Origin of the sequence: Streptomyces sp. SS7, assembly GCF_037993025.1 — a bacterium.
Lineage (GTDB): Bacteria > Actinomycetota > Actinomycetes > Streptomycetales > Streptomycetaceae > Streptomyces.
In genome coordinates this window covers 4,936,555-4,956,702 of record NZ_CP141223.1, presented here as the reverse complement: position 1 = coordinate 4,956,702, position 20,148 = coordinate 4,936,555, and the positions used below count along the sequence as shown (strand labels likewise).

The 20,148-nt window shown below is 69.2% G+C and carries 14 protein-coding genes and 1 pseudogene; 7 read left to right on the top strand and 8 right to left on the bottom strand.

Annotated elements, in window-relative coordinates; all coding sequences use genetic code 11:
- Nucleotides 1-40: 40 nt before the first annotated feature.
- From U5640_RS22870 to U5640_RS22855, 4 genes are all read right to left on the bottom strand, one after another.
- Nucleotides 41-283: a hypothetical protein gene (locus tag U5640_RS22870; protein ID WP_340377635.1), complete on the bottom strand. Its 243-nt coding sequence runs from the start codon at nt 281-283 to the stop codon at nt 41-43.
- 1,526 nt (nt 284-1,809) lie between these two features.
- Nucleotides 1,810-7,941 carry a DNRLRE domain-containing protein gene (locus tag U5640_RS22865; RefSeq protein ID WP_340377634.1) on the bottom strand — a complete coding sequence of 2,044 codons (6,132 nt, stop codon included), beginning with the start codon at nt 7,939-7,941 and terminating at the stop codon, nt 1,810-1,812.
- 233 nt (nt 7,942-8,174) lie between these two features.
- A complete protein-coding gene (locus U5640_RS22860; protein WP_340377633.1) occupies nt 8,175-8,828 on the bottom strand; it encodes a response regulator transcription factor in 654 nt (217 codons plus the stop codon).
- Complete coding sequence (locus tag U5640_RS22855) at nt 8,825-9,781, bottom strand: sensor histidine kinase (protein WP_340377632.1); 957 nt, start codon at nt 9,779-9,781, stop codon at nt 8,825-8,827. The genes U5640_RS22860 and U5640_RS22855 overlap by 4 nt, the downstream gene beginning before the upstream one ends.
- Nucleotides 9,782-10,233: 452 nt before the next feature.
- Between U5640_RS22855 and U5640_RS22850 the strand changes: the two are divergent.
- Together U5640_RS22850 and U5640_RS22845 are read left to right on the top strand one after the other, a co-directional pair.
- A pseudogene (locus U5640_RS22850) lies at nt 10,234-10,638 on the top strand (FtsW/RodA/SpoVE family cell cycle protein); the annotation flags it as partial.
- 151 nt (nt 10,639-10,789) lie between these two features.
- Nucleotides 10,790-12,016, top strand: a complete 1,227-nt coding sequence (locus tag U5640_RS22845) for a peptidoglycan recognition protein (RefSeq protein WP_340377631.1) — start codon at nt 10,790-10,792, stop codon at nt 12,014-12,016.
- Between the two features lie 41 nt (nt 12,017-12,057).
- Here U5640_RS22845 and U5640_RS22840 read toward each other — a convergent pair whose 3' ends face one another.
- Entirely contained in the window at nt 12,058-12,465 is a 408-nt protein-coding gene (locus U5640_RS22840) for a hypothetical protein (RefSeq protein ID WP_340377630.1), read from the bottom strand.
- A 123-nt stretch (nt 12,466-12,588) separates the two neighbouring features.
- On the opposite strand from U5640_RS22840, the gene U5640_RS22835 reads away from it, so the two are divergent.
- Nucleotides 12,589-12,918 (top strand): hypothetical protein, encoded by a 330-nt coding sequence (locus U5640_RS22835; protein WP_340377629.1) that lies wholly within the window; start codon nt 12,589-12,591, stop codon nt 12,916-12,918.
- A 77-nt stretch (nt 12,919-12,995) separates the two neighbouring features.
- Here the strand turns inward: U5640_RS22835 and U5640_RS22830 are convergent, their stop codons facing one another.
- Complete coding sequence (locus U5640_RS22830) at nt 12,996-13,895, bottom strand: hypothetical protein (protein WP_340377628.1); 900 nt, start codon at nt 13,893-13,895, stop codon at nt 12,996-12,998.
- A gap of 345 nt (nt 13,896-14,240) precedes the next feature.
- Between U5640_RS22830 and U5640_RS22825 the strand changes: the two genes are divergently transcribed.
- Nucleotides 14,241-14,366 carry a hypothetical protein gene (locus U5640_RS22825; RefSeq protein ID WP_340377627.1) on the top strand — a complete coding sequence of 42 codons (126 nt, stop codon included), beginning with the start codon at nt 14,241-14,243 and terminating at the stop codon, nt 14,364-14,366.
- Between the two features lie 35 nt (nt 14,367-14,401).
- Here U5640_RS22825 and U5640_RS22820 read toward each other — a convergent pair whose 3' ends face one another.
- Nucleotides 14,402-14,710, bottom strand: a complete 309-nt coding sequence (locus U5640_RS22820; protein ID WP_340377626.1) for a hypothetical protein — start codon at nt 14,708-14,710, stop codon at nt 14,402-14,404.
- 218 nt (nt 14,711-14,928) lie between these two features.
- Nucleotides 14,929-16,758, bottom strand: a complete 1,830-nt coding sequence (locus U5640_RS22815; protein ID WP_340377625.1) for a hypothetical protein — start codon at nt 16,756-16,758, stop codon at nt 14,929-14,931.
- A gap of 207 nt (nt 16,759-16,965) precedes the next feature.
- Here U5640_RS22815 and U5640_RS22810 point away from each other — a divergent pair, with 207 nt between their 5' ends.
- From U5640_RS22810 to U5640_RS22800, 3 genes are read left to right on the top strand one after another with little or no spacing between them, the layout of a single operon-like run.
- Entirely contained in the window at nt 16,966-18,207 is a 1,242-nt protein-coding gene (locus U5640_RS22810; protein ID WP_340377624.1) for a cation:proton antiporter, read from the top strand.
- Complete coding sequence (locus U5640_RS22805; RefSeq protein WP_340377623.1) at nt 18,191-18,652, top strand: hypothetical protein; 462 nt, start codon at nt 18,191-18,193, stop codon at nt 18,650-18,652. Before U5640_RS22810 ends, U5640_RS22805 begins: the two co-directional genes overlap by 17 nt.
- Nucleotides 18,649-19,947, top strand: coding sequence for an ArsB/NhaD family transporter (locus U5640_RS22800; RefSeq protein ID WP_340377622.1), 1,299 nt, complete (start codon nt 18,649-18,651; stop codon nt 19,945-19,947). The genes U5640_RS22805 and U5640_RS22800 overlap by 4 nt, the downstream gene beginning before the upstream one ends.
- Nucleotides 19,948-20,148 lie beyond the last annotated feature (201 nt).

Genomic DNA, 20,148 nt, shown 5'->3' with positions numbered 1-20,148 from the left:
TGACCTCAGCGCCGTTCTGCAGTCGTTCGATCAAGGTGGCTCAGGCTTCACCGCGGTCTTGGATCTCCTGCTGCCGCTTGAGGTAGGGGTCACTCATATCGCGCCACTTGAGCGCGATGCCGCCGCCGGTCAGAGGATAGGGCTTGCCCATGTCTCGCAGTCGGCTCAGCAGCGTCTCGACGCCGACGCGGTGGCTGAACTCGACCCGGTGCGGCAGGGTGCCCGGCTCTTCCTCGTAGACGTGAGTTGCGAACGCCGTCATCTCCGGTACGAGTGCTTCCACCCGCGCCTATTCCTTCTCGCTCCACGGGCCGTTCGCTGGATCAGTGACCAGCCCGCTCCAGCCGCGCCTGGCGCTTGCGCTCTCCGAAGCTGGTTGCGACGAAGACGCATCCCATGATAGTTCCGAAAAAGAGAGGATACAGGCAACTTGCTGCTCCGCCGTCGCGGTCGGAAATCAGCATGCCGAATCCAAACGAAATGAGACTCGCAAGGAGTCCGGCAGCGAATAGATATCGCGCAGCGAACCGCTGAGTCCGGCTCGTCGGCAGCTCGCCTCCCGGAAGGAGGTCCGTGAATCGGAACACCTTACTCAGACAGTCAGTCATCAGATCTCCGTTCGATTAGCCAGGCGATCGCGAGGACTATGGCGGAGCAGAAGAACAGGTGCTCGCCATCCTTGTGCCCGTACAGAGCGGACGCTGTAATGCCCAGCGCGAAAACAGTCAGGCCCGAAGAGAACATCGCACGCGACGTACGCTTTGTCTGGCTTGTCATGTATATTCCATTCAATCTGCCCTCGCCGACGGTGACCAGGAGGACTGCGGCGGCTTTGACACCGACGCCGGGCATCGACGTCAGGGATAGGAAAGAAGGGTGGGCAGCCAGCACTGCCTGGATGGCGGACTGGCCGTCCAAGGGAGCGGCCAGTCGTTCCAGAGCACCACCCAATGCCGAGAGGCCGCACCGTCATTGCCAGACCTCGTCGCGTGCTGCTGTTGCGGAATCCGTGGCGTCGACCTACCTGCGTGAGTGCCAATTCCACACATGCATGCGTGAACGGTTCACTCGATGACGCCGGCGGAGCCTCGGCCAGACAGCGGGCTGGCCATCCGCGAACCTTGGCGGAAAATCGCAGTGACCGGAATGCCCCGCGAGCCGATACAGCCCGCGGGGCACCTAGAGGTGGGGCTATCTTTCTCGTCCGAGATAACGGAGGCCTGCTACCACCAGTCCGCCGACGAGGAGTCCGGCTGCGGACTCCGCTATGAGGGCGGCGGTGGAGTCGCCCTGTGATAGGCCAGACACCGCGTAGCCGAAACCGCCTAGGACAATGCCGGACACGTACTGCCAGCGAGGTGGCATCAGCGTGTCCATGCGGCGTTGCAATGTGTGGAAAAATTTGAGCATGTCTGCCTCGCCGTCGAGTTTTATTCCCTGTCACGCCTTGAAATATCTGAACAGGGCCCTGAATTATCCAGACATTCAGCCGATCAGGATCCTTCTAGCCTCTTGACTGGAGATACCGGGATGCGCTGGGCTCTCGCATCCCGGCATCTAAAGGAGCGTCAGTCAAGCGCTGGGAACGGCATCATTGGATGAAGTGCCGAACGCCCCCGTAAAGGAGAAGGCCGATCGTGAAGCCAACAAAGAAAAGCCCGACAGATGTGATGACGCGACTTCCCTTTATTTGACTGGAGGCTGCCCAGATGATCCCGTTCAATACGCCGATTAGAACGTATTGAAGGTCAACGGGAAGTGAGGAGTCAAGCCCGCTCACCCCTCTCACTATGTTGCGGAATGCGCTCACTAGAACCAACTTCTTGATCCGCGGAAGAGTCCGTAGATCCCTCCTCCTGCTGCTCCCCAGAAACCGCCGTACCCGCCCCCGGCGACTCCGCCTGCGACGCAACCGGCCGGACCGAAGATCGCCCCGTATGCGCAACCGACGAAGCTTCCGCCGACAAGCCCGGCACCGCCCCACCGAGAACCCCAGTACACCGCGCCGCGGAGCCTGTTACCGAACCAACGGCGTGCACTCCACTTGGACGTCCGCTTGCCGTAATAGGGCTTCTTCTTTGCCTTCTTGCAGGACTTGCCCTTCCACCACTCACAGTACTTGCCGCTCAGGTCGTACTTGTTGAGCGGGTCGCCGTAGACGTAGTTGTATGCGGTGGCATTGCCTCCGTAGACGGGGTCCACTGAGAGGAACAGCCCACTGCGGGAGTTGTACAGGCGGGCGCCCATGAGAGTGAGGCCGGTGAGCGTCTCTGCGGATCGCTGTTTGGCACCGAGCCAGCCGTAGCGGGCCGTCGTCTGGCCTGCTCTCGGGGTGCCGTACTCATCTGCGTCCAGGGCGACGGGAGCCTGGCCAGTGTTCAGCGGGAGCTGGAGTGCGACGTCGCCGTGGATGGTGGTGAGTTGGAGGACGGTGTCGCCTGTCTTGCTGGTGGTGGCGGCCAGGTCGCCGGAGGCGGAATCGACGTTGCGGGTCAGGGCGCCGGTGGCGGTGTCCTCCACGACCCAGCGCGGGTTGTCGCTGTCGCTGTCGTAGTGGTTGAGTCTGGACGCGGTCTGGGTCCATGTGCTGCCGCTGCCCGTTTCGGTCTTCCAGGAGCGGAAGCGCAGGGCAGCATCGAGCTGCCAGGTCTGGCGATTGCCGGCCGCGGTCTGCTGGTAGGCCAGGTCGTTGGCGTAGTAGCCGAGCGTAGTGCCAGGCAGCGCCGTGGTGCGGCCGAAGGCGTCGTAGGTATAGCCGGAGTCGACGATACGGTCGGCGCTGTCGTAAGCGGAGCTGCTGGTAGTGCCGCCCGTGGTGGGGCAGTCAGCGCCGGGGGTGCTGGCTGCGGTGGTCAGGGACTTGCGGTTCGTGCGTGTGTCGAAGCTGTACGTGCGTTGGGTGCAGATGGTTTCGGAGGTGTCCTCGACCGTGGTCAGGCGGCCGGTGGCGTCGTAGCCGTAGGTCTGGTCGGACCAGCCGGCGTGGCGGGTGACCTGGCCGTGGATGGATTCGGCCGTGGTGTCGGAGTAGACGATCGTGGCGTCGCTGTCGCGGGTGTAGGTGCGGGCGGTCGCGGAGCCGGTGGGGTCCTCGGTCTGGGTGAGGGTGTAGCCGCCGGGGAGTTTCTCCGTCGCGACCGAGCCGTCTGCGTCGTAGGTGGCCTTGAAGGTGCCGGCGATGGAGTCGGTGGTGGAGGTGGCGAGGCCGCGCGGTTCGGAGGTGTGGTCGTAGGTGTAGGTGACCGTGGACGGTGCGGTGTCGGTGGCCTTGACCGGGCGGTCCAGCAGGTCGTACTCGGTGGTGGTCGTTCCGCCGTCGGCGTCCGTGTAGGAGATCTGGCGGCCGAGTTTGTCGTATGCCTTGGTGAGCGTGCCGCCGGTCGGTGAGACCGTCTTGACGGCCTTGCCGGTGGCGGGGTCGTACTCGGTGGTGGTCGACGGAACTGCCTGGCCCGTGCCGCCGGTGACGGTGACCGTGGTGGGGCGGCCGGCGTTGTCGCGCGACGTGGTGGTGGTGCGGGTCACTCCGTTCGCGGTGTCGGTGACCTTGGCCGTGTTGCCCCACCCGTCGTACTCGGTGGTGGTTGTGGGCAGTCCGGTCGGGTTGGAGCCGCCGCCGGTGATGGTGCCGCCCGCGGAGGTGGAGCAGACCAGGTCGGCCCACTCGGGGCGGCCGGCACAGGTACCCGTCCCGGTCGCGGACCAGTAGGTGGTGACGCGGGTGCCCGCGTCGGTGCCGGTGGCGCCAGGCAGGAGCTGCTTGGTCACGCGGCCCTGGGCGTCGTACTCCGTCGTCTCGGTGATCGCCAGACCGCCAGGGTCCTTGACCGTCTTGGTCGGCAGGCCCTTGGCCCAGTCGAAGACGGTCTGCACGGTGCGCGTCTCGCCCTGGACTGTCGGGTGCTCGCGGACCTGGGCGCCGGTGATGGTCCTGGTGATCTGGTCCTTGACCTTGGCGGTGCCGTCGGTCGGGCGGCCGCCGTCGTACTCGTTGACCGTCCAGGTGCGGGCGGTGACCGACGTGCCGGACGGCACCAGGGTGGTGGTGCCCTGCTTGAGATCGGCGGTCAGGTCGATCCGGCGCAGCGGGCCGTACTCCTCCAGTTCCCGGGTGCCGGTGTCGTTGTAGACGGATTTGGTCGCCAGGAGGTCGGCGCGTTCGGCCTTGGTGAGCTGGGCGATGCCGAGGTCGGCCTGGGTGGCCTTGTCCTCGGTGGATACGCCGAGGGCGACTTCGCGGTTGGCGGCGGTCAGTTCGCGGACCGTGTTGCCGAAGCGGTCGTACTCGGTGGTGGTGATGTGCCCGCCAGGGGTGGCGGTGTTGACCTCACGGCCCGAGGCGCCGAGGTAGTGGACCTCGGCCCGCTTGTAGTCGGCGGACGTCAGCGAGGCGCCCGTGTTCGACGCGGGCACGGCGTCTGCCGGGAAGACGGCGGTGGCGTCGGTCGGGGCGTCGAGCTGCCCCCACGTCTTCACGTCCGCCGCGCCCATCGGGTAGGGGGCGGTGGTGCCGGTCAGCGGTACGTCGTAGACGACGCTGGTCGCGGTGGTGCCCTCCTCGACGTCGGCCGTGCCCTGCTTGAGCCCCGGGCGGGACGCCCTGAGCAGCATGCCCTCGCCGGCGGTGGCGGCGTTGCCCGCCTTGCCGTAGGTGAGGGTCCAGGGCAGTTCGCCGGGCGGGGTGAGCTTGGTGACGCGGCCCGCGCTGTCGTAGGCGTACTCGGTCTTCAACAGTGGAGTGATCTGCGGGTTCCACGCCTGGCGCAGACGGCCGCTGCCGTCATACCGGTAGGTCTGCACCGCCTTGGAGGTGGCTGACGCGGCGCCGGGCTCCGTCGACCACAGCAGGATCTGCTCGACCTGCCCGGTGACATTGCCGAAGGCACTGTCGGTGGCGGTGGTGGACGTCGCGTAGACGAACTCCGTGACACGGCAGCCCCTGGTGGACGGGTCTGCCGTGCAGGCGGAAGCCGTCACCGCCGAGGTCGGGGCGATGATCCGCTTCGGGCGGGCGAGCTTCTTGCCGTCCACGGTCACGGTCTCGGAGACCACGGTGGTGGTGGAGTTGGTCAGGCCGTCCAGCAGGGTGCTGGAGACCTGCCAGGTGGTGGCGACCGTATCGGGCTTGGTGAACTCGGTGACCGTGCCCTCGGTGTCCGTGAGCGTGAAGGTGGCGCTCACGCTGCCCTTGAGGGTCAGGTCCTCCGCGCCCGGCTCCGGGATCCACGCGGTCTTGGCCGCGTTCGCGGTGAAGTGGGTCTCCTCGCCGTCCGCGCCGACGACGGCGACCGCGGTGTCGGAGATCCGGCGCAGGTGGCTGTAGTCGGAGTCGGTCAGTTCGGCGGCGGTGCCCGCCACCCATTCCTTGCCGAAGATCGGGGCCTGGCCCTCCTGCCTGGCACCCTTGTCCGGGACGCGGGAAGAGGCCGTACGGGAGACGGACAGGCCGAATGCCGACGCGTCGGTGGCCGACAGGGTGAGGTCACCGGTGAGCAGGTTCACGCTGCCCGGTCCGACCGCCTGGGCGGCGGCGCCGTCCGCGTTGCGGTCGACGACGACCGTCAGCGGTTCGGTGCTGCCAAAGGCACTGGCGGGGCCGGTGAAGTCGGCCTTGATCTGGATCGATCCGTCCGGGTCGACGGTGTCGGTGGCGTTCCACACCACCTGTGCGTTCTTGCCGTTCGTCAGCGGCACCGGCCAGGCCGTCAGCGCGGTGCCGCCGGAGGTGACGTGACCGGGCGGGATCTGCACCCAGCCGTCGGCCTCGGAGCGGCGCCAGGAGAAGGACACGCTGGTGTACTTGCCGGCGTCGGCCTCGGCGACCAGCGGCAGGCGCCGTGCGGTGCGCTCGCCCTCACCCGGCTGGACGAAGCCGCCCGGGCCGGCGTGGAAGGTGTAGGTGATGGCGTCGGACTTGTTGTCCGCCTTGTCCACTGCCCGGACCTGCAGTGTGTGCGTGCCGTTCTTCGGCGGGGCGATGGAGATCGCCTTGTCTGTGCTGGCGCCGGCGGTGGCGACCTTGGTCCAGGTCACGCCGTCCAGCGACCACTCCAGCCAGCTGTGGTCGCTTCCGGAGGGCGGGGTGACGGTGAACGTGCCCGCCTGGCCCGCGCCCTTGACCCAGGAGGCCGAGGGATAGTCCGTGGAGACGATCTTCGCCGGGGCGGAGGGGGCGGTGGTGTCGACGGTGAACGTGTTCCACGCCGACCAGCCGGTGTTGTAGTGCGTGCCGTCGAACGGCGACGTACGGAACTTGTACGTCTTGCCGTTGGCCAGCACGCCGGCCGGCACGGTCACCGAGGCGACCTGCCCGGAGGGCACGTACTTCGACACGATGACGTCGCCGACCTGGGTGTTGGTGGCGTTGTCAAAGATCTGGAAGGTGCCGTCGACCTTGTCCCCGTCGGCGTCGACGAAGGTGTCCCGCAGCGTCGGCGTGGTGGTGTTCACCACGTACGCGCCACCGTAGGAGAAGTACGGCGGACCCGCCTCCTGCTTGGTTCCGGTGCGAGGCCGGTAGTTGTAGTTCACCACCAGCTTCGGCGGGTTGGACGCCGCGTTCGCGGAGTTGACCCGCTTCCACTGGGCGGTGACCGACTCGTCCGAGGCCCGGAGGCCCAGGTGGCCACGGGTCGCCTTCGCGGAGGCCCACTCCTGCACCAGCGTGGTCACGTCCGCGTTGATCCAACCGTCGGGCTGTGTGGAACAGCCGGCGTTGCCGCGGGTCTCGGTGGAGGTGGCCTTCTTCGCCGTCATCGTCGGACGGTTCGTCCACCGGCTCGACGTCGAGGCAGCGCCGGAGGACCACACCTCCCACGGATAGAGCTTGCAGTCGGTGTTGCCCGAGTGGAAGTTCCACAGCGACAGCTTCGCGTCCAGGACCAGAGCGTCCTGGACCGGCGTGGTGTTCCAGGAGATGAAGCTCTGCGCGGTGCGCGGGGTACCGTCCGCGTTCTTCGTGCCCGGGTTACCGAAGTCCAGCTCGGTGTCGGCCGACCAGTCGACCGTCTCGCCCTGCTGCACGTAGGTGTCGAAGACGTTCGACAGGGAGGACGTGGACGGGTCCACGGTGACCGGGTACTTCGTGGCGGGGTCGGCGAGGAACTCGGCGTCCGGGGTCACCACCAGGTCGATGGAGCTGCCCTTCTGCACCACCTTCAGGCCCACCTCGGCCCGCCGCGTGTGCTCACCGGAGCGCTCATCGACGGTGGAATCCCACATTACTGGCGCGGGCATGACAGCCCGTTTCTTGTTCCTGCCGTCAGTGAACAGCACACTGCCGTCGTCGAGTTGCTTGGCCTTCAGCCCCTTGGCCTTCAGCGGCAGCGTGTAGGAGTAGCCGCCCTCGGTGCCCGTCGCGGGGCGTTGTCTCAACTCGACGTACTGCTCGAAACCGGTACGCGTGGCCTCCACCACCACATCCGCGCCCGGCACGGCGTTGACGTATTCCGCGCGCGTCCCGTCCAGCTTCGGCTGCGGCAGTCCACCCTTCCACTGCAGGGTGATCTGCTCATCGCCCTGGCCGAGCGTGACCAGATCGGTGGCCGCGGCTCCGCGCGCCGCCTCAAGCGACTTCGGCGGAGTGCCGGTCCGCCCGGCCAGCCGCAGCCCCTCCGGGTGGGCCCTTGCGGCGACCGAGCCGTCCGGCTGCGCAGCCAGCTCGACGTCGATGTCGCGCCAGTCACCCGTGGCAGGGTCCTTGAAGCGGACCGGCCCGGAGGACAATTCGGTGGTGAGCGAGCCGTCCTTGTTGGCCCAGGTGGTCGAGGTCTCGGTCCGCTCCGACAGCGCTTCCACCCGCTGTCCGGACAGACGGGCCGCCACACGCGCCGAGGCGATGTCGGCCGCGGTGGTCACCGGCCGCGCAGACGGCTCCTGCTGTGCCTCGACGGCCGGCGCGGCGAGAGCCACTTCCGAGCCGTAGATCGTGGAGACGGACATGAGCAGGCCGAGGCCTACCGCTGTGGTGCGCAACCCTCTGGACCGGTCGAGTCTGTACCGTGTGCGACGCCCTGATGGGCGCGCCGGTATATGGCTCTTCATGCTTCCCCCTTGCTCATAAGTACCAGTGCGTGGTGGTACGGGATCCGATGCATGAGGCACCGGACCGGTGCCGGACCGGCCTGAAAGCGGCCGGACCGGCAAGTCCTTGGATGGACGGCGCGGGCGGTCGGCTAGGGCTCCATCAGCCCGGTCCTGATGGCGTACCGCGTGAGCTCGACCCGGTCGCGCATACCGAGTTTCTGCAGCAGGTTGGCGCGGTGCCGGTCGACGGTCTTGACGCTGATGACCAGCAGCTCGGCGATCTCCTTCGAGGAGCGGCCCTCGGCGACGAGTTTGAGGATCTCCTCCTCGCGCTCGGTGATCGGTTTGCGGGGCAGTGCCTTTCCTCGGCGGACGAGACCGAGGTAGTGGCTGATCAGGGCGGTCTCGGTTCCCGGGTAGAGGAACGGCTCGTCGCGCATCGCCGCCCGGCAGGCGTCCGCGAGGTCCCGGTCGGCCACCGACTTCAGGACATATCCGCAGGCGCCGATCTTCAGGGCCTCGAAGAAGTACTGCTCGCTGTCGTGCATGGTGAGGAACAGGATCTTCAGTCCAGGCCGCACCTTTGCCAGAGCGCGTGCGGCCTGCAGACCCGTCATGCGCGGCATGGCGATGTCGAGGACGGCAAGCTCCGCGTCCACCTCGCGGGCGAGCTCGATCAGCCGGGCGCCGTCCGGGGCCTCGCCGACCACGGTCAGGTCCGGCTCCGACTCCAGGACCAGGCGCACGCCGCGTCTCAGGAGAGCGTGGTCGTCGGCCAGCAGGATGCGCACCGGGGCGTTCATACGGCTCCGTCCTTCGCTAGCGGGACCCGCAGCCGTACGGTGGTGCCGCGCGCATCGCCCGAGGTGAGGGTCAGCGTCGCGCCGAGCAGGAGAGCGCGTTCGCGCATGCCCTGCAGCCCGGCCCCTTCCTTCGCCCCCTGCAGGCCTCGGCCGTCGTCGCGGACGATCAATTCCACGGCGGGATCTTCGGCCGACCGCAGCTCGAGACCGATCGTCGTCGCCTTCGAGTGGCGGGCCGCGTTCGTCATCGCCTCCTGGGCCACGCGGTAGAGCACGAGCTCGGCCTGTCGACCCAGAGCCGGCAGGGAGCCGTCGACCTCATGGGCGACGGTGACGCCGGGTCCGGCGAACTCCAGCGTGAGGGCTCGGAGAGCGCTGACGAGGCCGAGGTCCTCCAGCACGCCCGGCCGCAGCCTGCGGGCGATGCGACGTACTTCCTCGAGGCTGTCACGCACGGTCTCCTGCGCGGTCACGACATCCTCGCGCAACTCCTTGGGCGCACGGGCGGCGAGGCCCTTGAACTGCAGGACGACGGCCGTCAGGGTCTGGCCGACCTCGTCGTGCAGTTCCCGCGCCACCCTCAGACGCTCGGACTCCTGCGCGGACAGGACCCGGCCACTGCTCGCGGCCCGTTCCGCCTCCAGACGGCTGAGCATGACGTTGAACGTCTCCGTCAACTGGGCGATTTCACCGTGCCCCGTGACCTGGGCGCGCTGTCCTGGCTCCAGCAGATTGGCGTCCGCCATGGCTTTGGTCAGACGCTTCAAGGGCGCGAGTCCGATGCGGAACAACAACGCGTTGACCGCCAGCATGGCGATCAGACCGCCACCGATCACCAGCGCCTCGTGCAGGCGAACGGGGCTGGAGACCGTGACCCAGGGACCGATGAGCAGCACGGTCGCGATGGCGAGCACCACGGCGTTCAGCATGAACATCCGCCAGAACAGCGACATGCCCCTACTCCCCCTGCCCCCGTCGGCGCCTCCGCCGTATCAGCCTCCCCTGCCCCAGAGGCCGTTTCCGGAGCAAGCCTTGCCGAGCGGGACCTGCGATTCCATACATGCTGTCACCCATCTTTGAAGCGTCGGGGTGTCACGCGGCGTCACCAGGTCGGCAGAACAGCAGAAGCGGCTGAAGGGGACGGCGGACCACGTGGTGGAGGACGACGACGAACCGGAGCACCTGGGCAGTTCGCCCTCCCTGACCGTTTGTGCGCGTGGGTGACGGCCGCGACGGTCGTGGAGGGGGATGCCTGGTCCAGGTCGAGCGTGATGGGCACCCTGTCCGCGCCGCGTGCCGGGCACCCTCAGGCGGCGTCGGCCGGAGAAAGCGCAGGGCAGAAGAGCCCACAGGCCCCAGGACCCCCACCACCCCGATCACCACCGGCGAGAGCCTGCTGTTCGCCGTCGGGGCGTTCGTCGTCGGGTCCTTCGAGCCGCATGTGCACGGCCGGGTGGTCGCCTGGCTGCACCCCATGGACATCTTCCTTCCGCCCGACCAGCGCCCGGCGGGTCTGGTCTCGGACCAGGCGGCCCAGGCCCTGTTCAGCTTCGGCTCCGGCGGCCTGCTCGGCTCCGGCCTTGGCCAGGGCTACCCCGAACTCATCGGTTTCGCCGGGCGCAGCGACTTCATCCTCACCACTGTCGGCGAGGAACTCGGCGTGGCCGGTGTCACCGCCGTCCTGCTGCTCTACGCCCTGCTGGCCGAACGCGGACTGCGCACCGCGATCACCGTCACCGATCCGTTCGGCAAGCTGCTGGCTGCCGGACTGGCCGTTGCCATGGTGCTCCAGGTATTCGTCGTCGCCGGCTGCGCCATCCGGCCCAGGGCCCAGCCCCCGGCCGGTGGAACGTGCGCGGCAGTCTCACCGATTCTCCGTGTCGACTAACTGATGATCATGCTGTGGCTGCCACACTCGCCGCTCGTCCGCACCAGGTCACGGGCAGCAGGGGAGTTCACACGTGGGGATCAAAGCAGTGTCGGCCGTCGCGGCGGTGGCCGTCGCGGTCGTGTCCTTCCAGGCGGTCCTTGCCCCGGCCCGGGGGCAGGGCCGCTCACGGGTGCCGGTACCGGCCGGACCGCGCAGCCAGGAGCGTGACGTGTGGGTCACTCCCGACAGGCGTGGCGCCGTGCTGCGGGCCGCCTCCACCGGACCGTTCAGCATGCTCGGAGTGACCTGGGACGATCCGGACGCGGTCCTCACCGGCACGGTGGAGGTCCGCACCCGCGACACCGAGACGGGCGTCTGGTCGGACTGGCAGCGCTTGGACAGTGAGGACGGACGGGGCGAGGAGACGGCGCGGCGGGGCGGCACCGATCCTCTCTGGGTAGGGCCCTCGAACGGTGCGGAAGTGCGGGTCGCGGCCGCGGCAGCGGAGAACGGCGCGTCCGTTCTGCCCACCGGGCTGCAGTTGGACCTCGTCGATCCCGGGCACGGCCCACTCACTGCTCCCCAGGCCGAGCGGCTGCCCGGCTCGGCCGGCCACGGCGGAACGGCCACCGCGTCGGCGCCGCGGCCGGCGATCGTCCCGCGGACCGGATGGGGTGCGGACGAGTCGATCAGCCCGGCGGCGCCCGCGTATCTGCCGGGAGGGAAGATCAAAGCGGTCGTCGTGCACCACACCGCCGACTCCAACGGCTTCACCTGCGCCGAGGCCCCGGCCGTCGTACGGGGGATCTACGCCTACCACGTCCGACAGCTGGGCTGGAAGGACATCGGCTACAACTTCCTGGTCGACCCCTGCGGCACGATCTACGAGGGCCGCAAGGGCGGCGTGGACCGCCCGGTGCTCGGCGCCCATGCGTACGGGTTCAACTCGCAGACCGCGGGTGTCGCCGTGCTCGGTACGTACACCGACGCCGCTCCGGGCGGGGCGGCCCTGGGCGCGGTGGCCCGGCTCGCTGCCTGGAAACTCGGCCAGTACGGCGTCGATCCGGCCGGAACCATCACACTCACCGCCGGAGCCGACGGCACCAACTACTTCCGCAAGTCCTGGAAAATGGGCGACCGGTTGAGTCTTCCCGCCGTCCACGGTCACCGAGACGGCTACAACACCATGTGCCCGGGCGACCTGCTCTACGCCGAACTTCCCACCATCCGCGCCCTGGCCTCGGCGGTCCCCGCCGACATCGCGAAAACGACGGACGACGGGCCGACCCCGGAGACCGCGGGGAAGGCCCGTGACTGACCGGCGCCTCCGCCGGCACGCCCCGGACACCCGGTAACGGATCAAGGTGTCGGCTCCGGCCGGTCTTCCTGCATCAGATGGAGGACGTAGGCCCGTAGCAGGCCACCGACGCCGGATTCCCCTTCGGCCGGGACGGCCCGTTCCCGGCAGGCCCGGCGCAGATGCTCCTCCAGCCAGGCGTCCGAGGCTCGTTCCCAGGACTCCTGGTCCACGCGCTCCAGCGGAAGCCCCCACTCGACGATCAGGTCTTCCCAACGGCTCAGGTCATGCCTGACCCGGTCGGCTCCGTCGTGTGGGGAACACCGCGCCCTCCGGGCGTGGAACGGACTTCTCGTCAAGACGTCGACCGCGTACGCATGCGGGACGACACCGTGCTCGACCGCGCGGCCGTACACGGCCAGTTCCTCCAGGTAGGACGCGTGTTCAGCGTCCACAGGGGCATCCGTCACCGCCCTGCCCTCCTTGCCAAGGTTGCCTGTTCCCGCGCGGTCGGCCCCACGGCCGTTAGGATCCCGCACGGGTGAGCCGGGAAGCCTGGTCGGCGCTGTTTCCGTCGTACCCGAGGGCTCCCGATGAATATCGCAACAGGCTGTGTCCTGCTCGGCGCTTCCACCGTGATCGTCCTGCCGCTCGTCCTGGCGGTCTTCCTCGGCTGGGTGCCACCCCTGCCTCAGCGAGATGCCGGATCGCCGAGGCTCCTCGCGTCAGTGGTGGCCGCGGGGCATACGGCCGTGGTCGTCGAAGCCGTCCCGCACCTGGCCGGTGTGAACGGGAAGGTGATCACCGTGGCGTCGTCCGCCGCCGTGATGCTCTCGGTCGTCGCCCTCGTGCTCGGCATCGCCTACGACCGCGCGTCCCCGCGAGGCCGACGTGGGGGAGAGCCGGCGGTCCGTCGGCCGTGACGGGGCCCCTCGGTCCGGCGCCTCTGCCTGCGCGGCAGCCGGTGCGCAGGCAGAGGCGGCGAGCCGCCGCCGTTTCGTCAGGAGCGGCGGGTGCGGGTCGTCGCGTAGACCGCCCCGGCTCCGATCACCACGGCGAGGGCGGCACCACCGGCGATGAGGCCGACCGGCGCGCTCGAACCCGTCTCAGCCAGCGGCGGCGTGCTGCGACTCGGCGAGGGCGTCGGGGTCGTCGGCGGAGTGGTCTCGAGCGGGGGTACGTCCGAGGTCGTCGACGGGGTCGTGGCGGACGGTTCGGGGGTGGTGGGCGGAGTTGTCTCCTCGGCGGGAGGTGTGCTGTCCGCCGGGCTGGTGGGGGTGCTGGGCGTGCTCGGCGTGGACTCGGACGGAGTCGGTCGGGGCGCCTCCGGCTCGTCCGGGGCGCAGGGCTGGTCACCGCCGTTCCACGCGGCGATCAGGTGATAGGGCGTGACGATGTTGTCGGGCTGGTAGGGGGCGGGCCCGTGCCCCTCCTCCGACTTGCCGTCGTAGATGACGTCGTCGCCGTAGAGATCTATCTGCCCGTAGCAGTCAGGGGTCTCCACCTTCAGCTTCTGCCAGCTCCGTTTGCCGTCACCGTGATCGGCGACGTCGGCGGCCGTGAGGTAGACCGTTGCCTTGTCCACGAACGTCTGGTGGCCGGAGGTGTACCAGTTGGAGCCCTCGGTGGTGTACTCGGCGAGCGAGACCGGATAGCGGCAGCCGTCGCCGACCGACTGGCCAGGGGCGAGGCGCACTTCGACGGCGGCGGGCGGCGTGTCCCAGAGGTGGAAACCGCCCTGCGAGGTCCAGTCGGCTCCCACGGGGTTGCCGTCGGTGTCGACGACGCGGTACTGGACGGTGGCGGACTGGCAGCCGGCGGTCGTGGCGCTCGCTGCTGTCGCCCCGAGCACGGGCAGGGCGACAGCGGTGAAGGACGCCGCACCCAGCGCGGCCAGCATTCTGAATGGTTGTGAACGCGACAAAGCTACCCCTTGGGTATCGAGTCGGTGGGAATGATGGGGAGCGCGCCGGACCCGTACACGCATGGCAAAAGAGTTCTCCGCGACCGCGACGTGCGTCACTTCGCCCGCTCCAGGCACCGCGAAGCGAGTCGCATTCTTGCCACGTTTCACAACACCCGTCAATTCTCCACGGGTTCCTCACATGGCGTGCCGCCGCCGGGAGCGTGGCAGCCTGCCCCCGCTCAGTCGGGTGGCTGCAAAGGGCGGGACGGCCGGTTCAGCAGACGCGCACCGAGTGCGGCGGCCTGCAGCCGTCCCCTCTTCGCGCTGTGCGCAGCCGGAGTGAGCATCTCGTCAGACAGCCTGCGCATCGTCGTCGACGGTCCCGAGCCCCTCGACGTCGCCCCGGGCCTGCTCCTGGGCAACACCCCTGTCCGCTTCACCCGCGCCCGCCCTCGCCTGGGCTGACGTCTTCGCCCTGTCCGTTCTGGCCGGCATCGGCTTCACCGCCCCTCCTGCTCGGCGGACTTGTCCTCCCCGACCCCGCCCAGGCGGAATCCGTCAAGGCGGCCGTCCTCCTCGGCTCCCTCGCAGCCTCCCTCCTCGCCACCGTCCTGCTCAGGATCCGCAACGCGAGGTACCGGGCCCAGCACGAGCAGGAGAGCCCCGACCGGCGGTGACGCACCGGATCCGGTGACGTCCGCCAAGCGCAGTTCAGCCGCGGTGACGCGGTGGCGGCCGAGCAGGCCGACGACGGCGTCGGCCGTCACATCCGTGCCCTGGACGACCAGCCGCTCGCCTCGCTCGGTCACGCTCGTCACGCCGTGCAAGGACCCTGACTCTGCGTCAGGCAGTGGTCGCGAGTGGCTGAAGGAGAGCACCGCGGGACGTGCGCAGCCCGATGACTTCGACGATGGACAGGGCCTCGGCGTCGCTTCGCCCAGGGGCACCGCCATCAGCCGTCACGCTGGTGAGCATCGACCGATCGGCTGATGTCTCCCGGCCGTCGTCCCCGCCCGGGCTGCCGCGGTCAGCCGAGGAACGACGCGATCATGGCCAGCCCGGTCGCCACGAGAAGGAGAGGACCAGCAGGAAGGGCGTGGTCACGGGGCCCGCTCTCCTCGGTGGGGCGCAGCTCGGGGTGGGCGCACAGAGCGTTGATCTCCTCGGCCATGCGGACGTGCGCCGGAGGCGAGCCGGACCGGGCGCCGCCCACCGGCCGGGCCATTCCGGGCAGATGCCAGGAACTGCCGTCCGCGAGGCGGACGCTGACGCCGCTGTCCCGGCCGCGCACGGCGGACCGGACTTCCTCCCAGGGCACATGCCGTGCTGTCCAGGCACCGGTCAGCGACAGGCCGGCGGCGTCCATGGTGACCCGCCAGTTCAGCAGGGTGGCCGCCGGGTGGACCAGCGTCAGCAGGGCGAGGAGAGCGACGATGTTCTCATCGGGGCCGTGGGGGATCAGCCTGCCGCTGACCGTCTTGGCCCCAAGCACGACACACATGGCCATCGCCCCTCCGAGCACCCTGGCCCGGGTGTCGGGCCCCCAGTGCAGCGGGTGGCCCGTCACCCGCGCGAAGTGCCCGATACCGGCCGATCCGGTGACGTCAGGATCGTCGGTCCCGGGGCCCTCGCCCACCGCTGCCGACCGCACCGGTTCCACCGTCCTCAGCATCGCGGGAGTTCCGTCGCCGATCGTGGTGACGACGAGCAACTCGCCGCGTTCGTACGGCTCACCGAAGACGACCGCCTGGCGCAGGCCGGAGCCGGTGGCTGCCATGTGCTGGTCGAGAGCCGCCCTGTCGGTCGTGTGCCGGCCATCGGTCCTCGCGCGTGGCTCCAGGGAGCGGACGGGGTCGAGGTAGCAGGAGAACAGAGGTGCGTGGCCGTTGAGGTCATCAACAGCGTAGAACCAGCTCCGGCCGCGGTGGTCGAAGCGGAGCAGCACCCGCAGTGCGGGTACCGGTCGGCGCAGGCGGGCCGTGCGACGGTGCATGATCGCTCCGGTGGCCAGCAGGACGAGGCCGGGCAGGCCGAGAGCCGTGGCCACCATCTCCGGGACGAACGGGTCGTACGGTCGGCTGGCGAGGCGCCGCCATGCTCCGTCCTCCAGCACGGTGAGCGGGCTGCCGGTCCGGTATCCGCCGGGGCGGGGCACGGTGAGGACCAGGTGCCTGCCGTCACCGGTACGCACCCGCACCGTCGCGGCCTCCCTGCCGGTGACCTCGGCCGGCGTGCGCACCGCGCGGGCCGCGTGACGTTCGTCCTCGACCACTCCGACGAGGCCCACCGCAGTCGAGCCGGCAGCCACCAGGCACAGGAGCACCCCGACGACGATACGGAGCGCTCCCCTCCGCCCCCGCCCCGCCCCGTCCGGCGGCCGGTGCGCTGCGACCGAGGCTCGGGCGGCCAGCCGCCGCTGCCGACGCCGGGCCGCCAGCCGCGCCAGGGCGGCGGCCCACCCGAAGCCGAGAGCCGCGAGCACGCCCAGGTGGGCGGCCTGGGCCACGGCCGGATCCGACACGGGATCCGCCTGCCAGACGACGAGAACCGCAAGGACGGGTACCGCCGTCAGGGCGATCTCCGGCAGCAACGGGTACCAGTACAGCAGCCCGAGGACCAGACCGACCCTGATCATGTCGTGCCAGTCGGGACCGCACAGAGCGGTTGCGTCGCACACCGGCTCCGGCTCCACGGCGGCCGCCACACCCACACCGACCAGCAGCCCGAGCACGGACCACAGCGGTCTCGCCCAGCCCCCGGGACGGCTGCGGCTCCATCCTCCGGCATCGGCTGACAGCCAGGACGCGATGCCGGTCGGCATCAGGCCGGGCGGTATGGGGACTGGAGGCTTGAACACGGGAGAGGATTATGCGGGACCACTCTGTTGTCCTCGCGTCAAGCTCGCTCGGCGCATTGCCGGACCCCGGCAGTCTGTCCGCCTCCGGGGTGCCCGCAGGCGTTCTGTCAAAGAGGCGTCAAGGACATGTAAGGTTCCCCACGGTGTGCCGGGAAGCCTGGTCGGCGAGCAGGGGATCACTCTCTCTTCCGATCGGGGGCGGCCGTCATGGTGCTCGTGTTGGTCTTCGGTGCCGCGTTGCTGGTGGCGGTGCTGCTGTCGGGTCTGGCGGCCCGGACTGTGCTCTCCACCTCCTTCCTCTTCCTGGTCGGCGGGGCGCTCGTCAGTGACGGGTTCCTCGGCCTGATCCACATCACCCCGGACAGCGAGATCGTGTCGGCCACCGCCGACCTGGCGCTGTTCGCGGTCCTGTTCACCGACGGCATGCACGTGTCCCTGCCGAAGCTGCGCGCCAACTGGAGGAACCCGGCGCGCGCCCTGGGCCTGGGCATGCCGCTCGCGTTCGTCTTCATGGCCCTGGTCACCCACTACCTGGTGGGCCTGGACTGGACGACCTCGTTCCTGGTCGGAGCCGTGCTGGCGCCGACCGACCCGGTGTTCGCGTCGGCGATCGTCGGGCGCGCCGAAGTCCCCGCCAAGCTGCGGCAGCTGCTGAACGTGGAGAGCGGCGTCAACGACGGGCTCGCCCTCCCCGTGGTGCTGATACTGATCGCCGGCGCCGGCCCGACCGCGAAGAGCGCCGAGGCATCACCGGGGAAGATCGCCATCGAGCTCGTGCTGGGGCTGTCCTTCGGCGTCCTGCTGCCCCTGCTGGTCAACAGGCTCGTACGGTTCCGGTTGCTGGGCGCGGAGCCGAAGCTGCAGCCGCTGCTGCCGCTGGCCACCGGGATCATCCTGTACGGGGCCTGCCACCTCACGCACGCCAACCCCTACCTCGCCGCGTTCTCGGCGGGCGCCGCCCTCGCACACGTCTCCCCGGAGGCGAAGACGTCCTTCGAACCGCTGGGCGAGGCGCTCGCGGAGCTGGCGAAGTTCGCGGCGCTGCTGGTCTTCGGGGCGCTGCTTACCCCGCAGCTCTTCGGTGACCTGTCCTTCGGCGGCTACGTGGCAGTCGTTCTCGCCATCGTCCTCATCCGCCCGGCCTCACTGCTGATCTCGCTGCTCGGCACGAGCATCTCGCGCAAGGAGAAGCTGGTGGCGGCCTGGTTCGGTCCCAAGGGCTTCGCCTCGGTCGTCTACGGCCTGCTGGTCCTGCAGTCCGGCATTCCACAGGCCGAGGAGGCGTTCACGCTCATCGCGGTCTGCATCGCCTTCTCGATCATCGCCCACAGCTCCACGGACGTGCCGATCGCACGCGCCTTCGACGTCGACGAACTCGTCGGCATCCCGGACAGAGACCAGCCCGCCACCGTACCGCCGAAGGAGAGCCCCCTTGACACTCGCGCGTGACCTGGTGCGCCCCTACACGATGGTGCGGGTCGACGACGACGCCCAGGAGGCGGCGCGTCTCCTGGTGCGCGAACGGCTGCCCGCCCTGCTGGTCCTGGACCAGGTGGAATTCCCGTACGCGATCGTCCCCGCCACCCAACTGCTGACCGAGCTGATGCCCGAGCCCGACGAGCCCGGGCTTCCACCGGCCATGACGACCGTTGACCGCTTCGACGACGCTACCCCGGGGCCCCTCTCCGGTCGGGCGGTGGCCGACTGGCTTCCCCGGCGCCGCGCCACGCCCGGCCTGGTGGGCCCGGAGAGCTCGCCGCTGGAGGTCGCGGCCCTCATGACGCGCAAGGACTGCCCCGTCGTCGCGGTGATCGAGCGTGAGGGCCGTGTGGTCTCGCTGCTCGGTGCGATCACCGCTGACATCCTGCTGGAGCATTTCATCGGAGGATCGTGAGCGACTGGCAGAGCTGGGCCGCGGTCGTCGTGTTCGTCGGCGCGTACGCCCTGATCATCAGCGAGAAGATCCACCGGGTCGCCGTCGCCCTCGGCGGGGCAGGCCTGATGCTGGCGATCAGGGCGACCGACGACCAGTCGGCCTTCTACTCCGAGCACAGCGGCATCGACTGGAACGTCATCTTCCTGCTCATGGGCATGATGATGATCGTCGGCGTGCTGAAGAAGACCGGCGTCTTCGAGTACCTGGCGATCTGGTCGGTGAAGCGGGCCAGGGCGAAGCCCTTCCGGGTGATGGCCATGCTGGTCGTGATCACCGCGCTGGCCTCGGCTCTCCTGGACAACGTCACCACGGTGCTGCTCGTCGCGCCGGTCACACTGCTCGTCTGCGAACGCCTTGCGCTGCCGGCCGCCCCGTTCCTGATCGCCGAGGTCATGGCGTCGAACATCGGCGGGACCGCGACCCTGGTCGGTGACCCGCCCAACATCATCATCGCCAGCAGGGCCGGACTGACCTTCAACGACTTCCTGGTGCACCTGACGCCCGTCGTGGCCGTCCTGCTGATCGCCCTGCTCGTGCTGTGCCGGGTGATGTTCCGCAAGTCCTTCGTCTACGACGGGAACCGGGCCGCCGAGATCATGGCGCTGGAGGAGCGCGAGGCCATCGAGGACCCCCGGATGCTCGTGCAGGGCCTGGTGGTCCTGGCGCTCGTGGTCGCGGGCTTCGTCCTGCACCCCGTACTGCACTACGAACCCAGCATCGTCGCCCTGCTCGGCGCCGGCCTGCTCATCGCCGTCTCCACGGCGGAGACCGGCGACATCCTCAAGGAGGTGGAGTGGCCGACCCTGGCCTTCTTCGCCGGCCTGTTCATCATGATCGGTGGCCTGATCGAGACCGGCGTGATCGGTGAGATCTCCAAGGCCCTGGCCAACACGATCGGTGACAACGAACTCGGCGGCTCCACGACCCTGCTCGGCGCCTCCGCCGTCCTCTCCGGCGTCGTCGACAACATCCCCTACGTGGCCACGATGGCACCCATCACCAGCGACCTCGTCCAGAACATGGGCAGCGACTCGGACCACGTCATGTGGTGGGCCCTGGCCCTCGGCGCCGACCTGGGAGGCAACGCCACCGCCATCGGCGCCTCCGCCAACGTCGTCGTCCTCGGCATCGCCGAACGCAATCGCCAGCCCATCTCCTTCTGGCAGTTCACCAAGTACGGCCTGATCGTCACGGCCGTGACCGTGGCCCTTGCGCTGGGCTACGTGTGGCTGCGCTACTTCGCCCTCGGCTGACGCGAGTGGAGCGGGCCGGGTCCTTGTCCACCACGCCGGATCGGAGAGCAGCAGACGTGGATTCCTCCCTCAGGGCGCCGCTGGCCGTCATCGCGATGCCGGTGATCAGGACGCAGCCGTGCTGGTCTCTGTCGTCGGGTGGCGTTCTGTCGGCTTTGCCGGTGTGGCGTGGGCCGTGCTCGCCGGGGCGCTCGTCGCTCA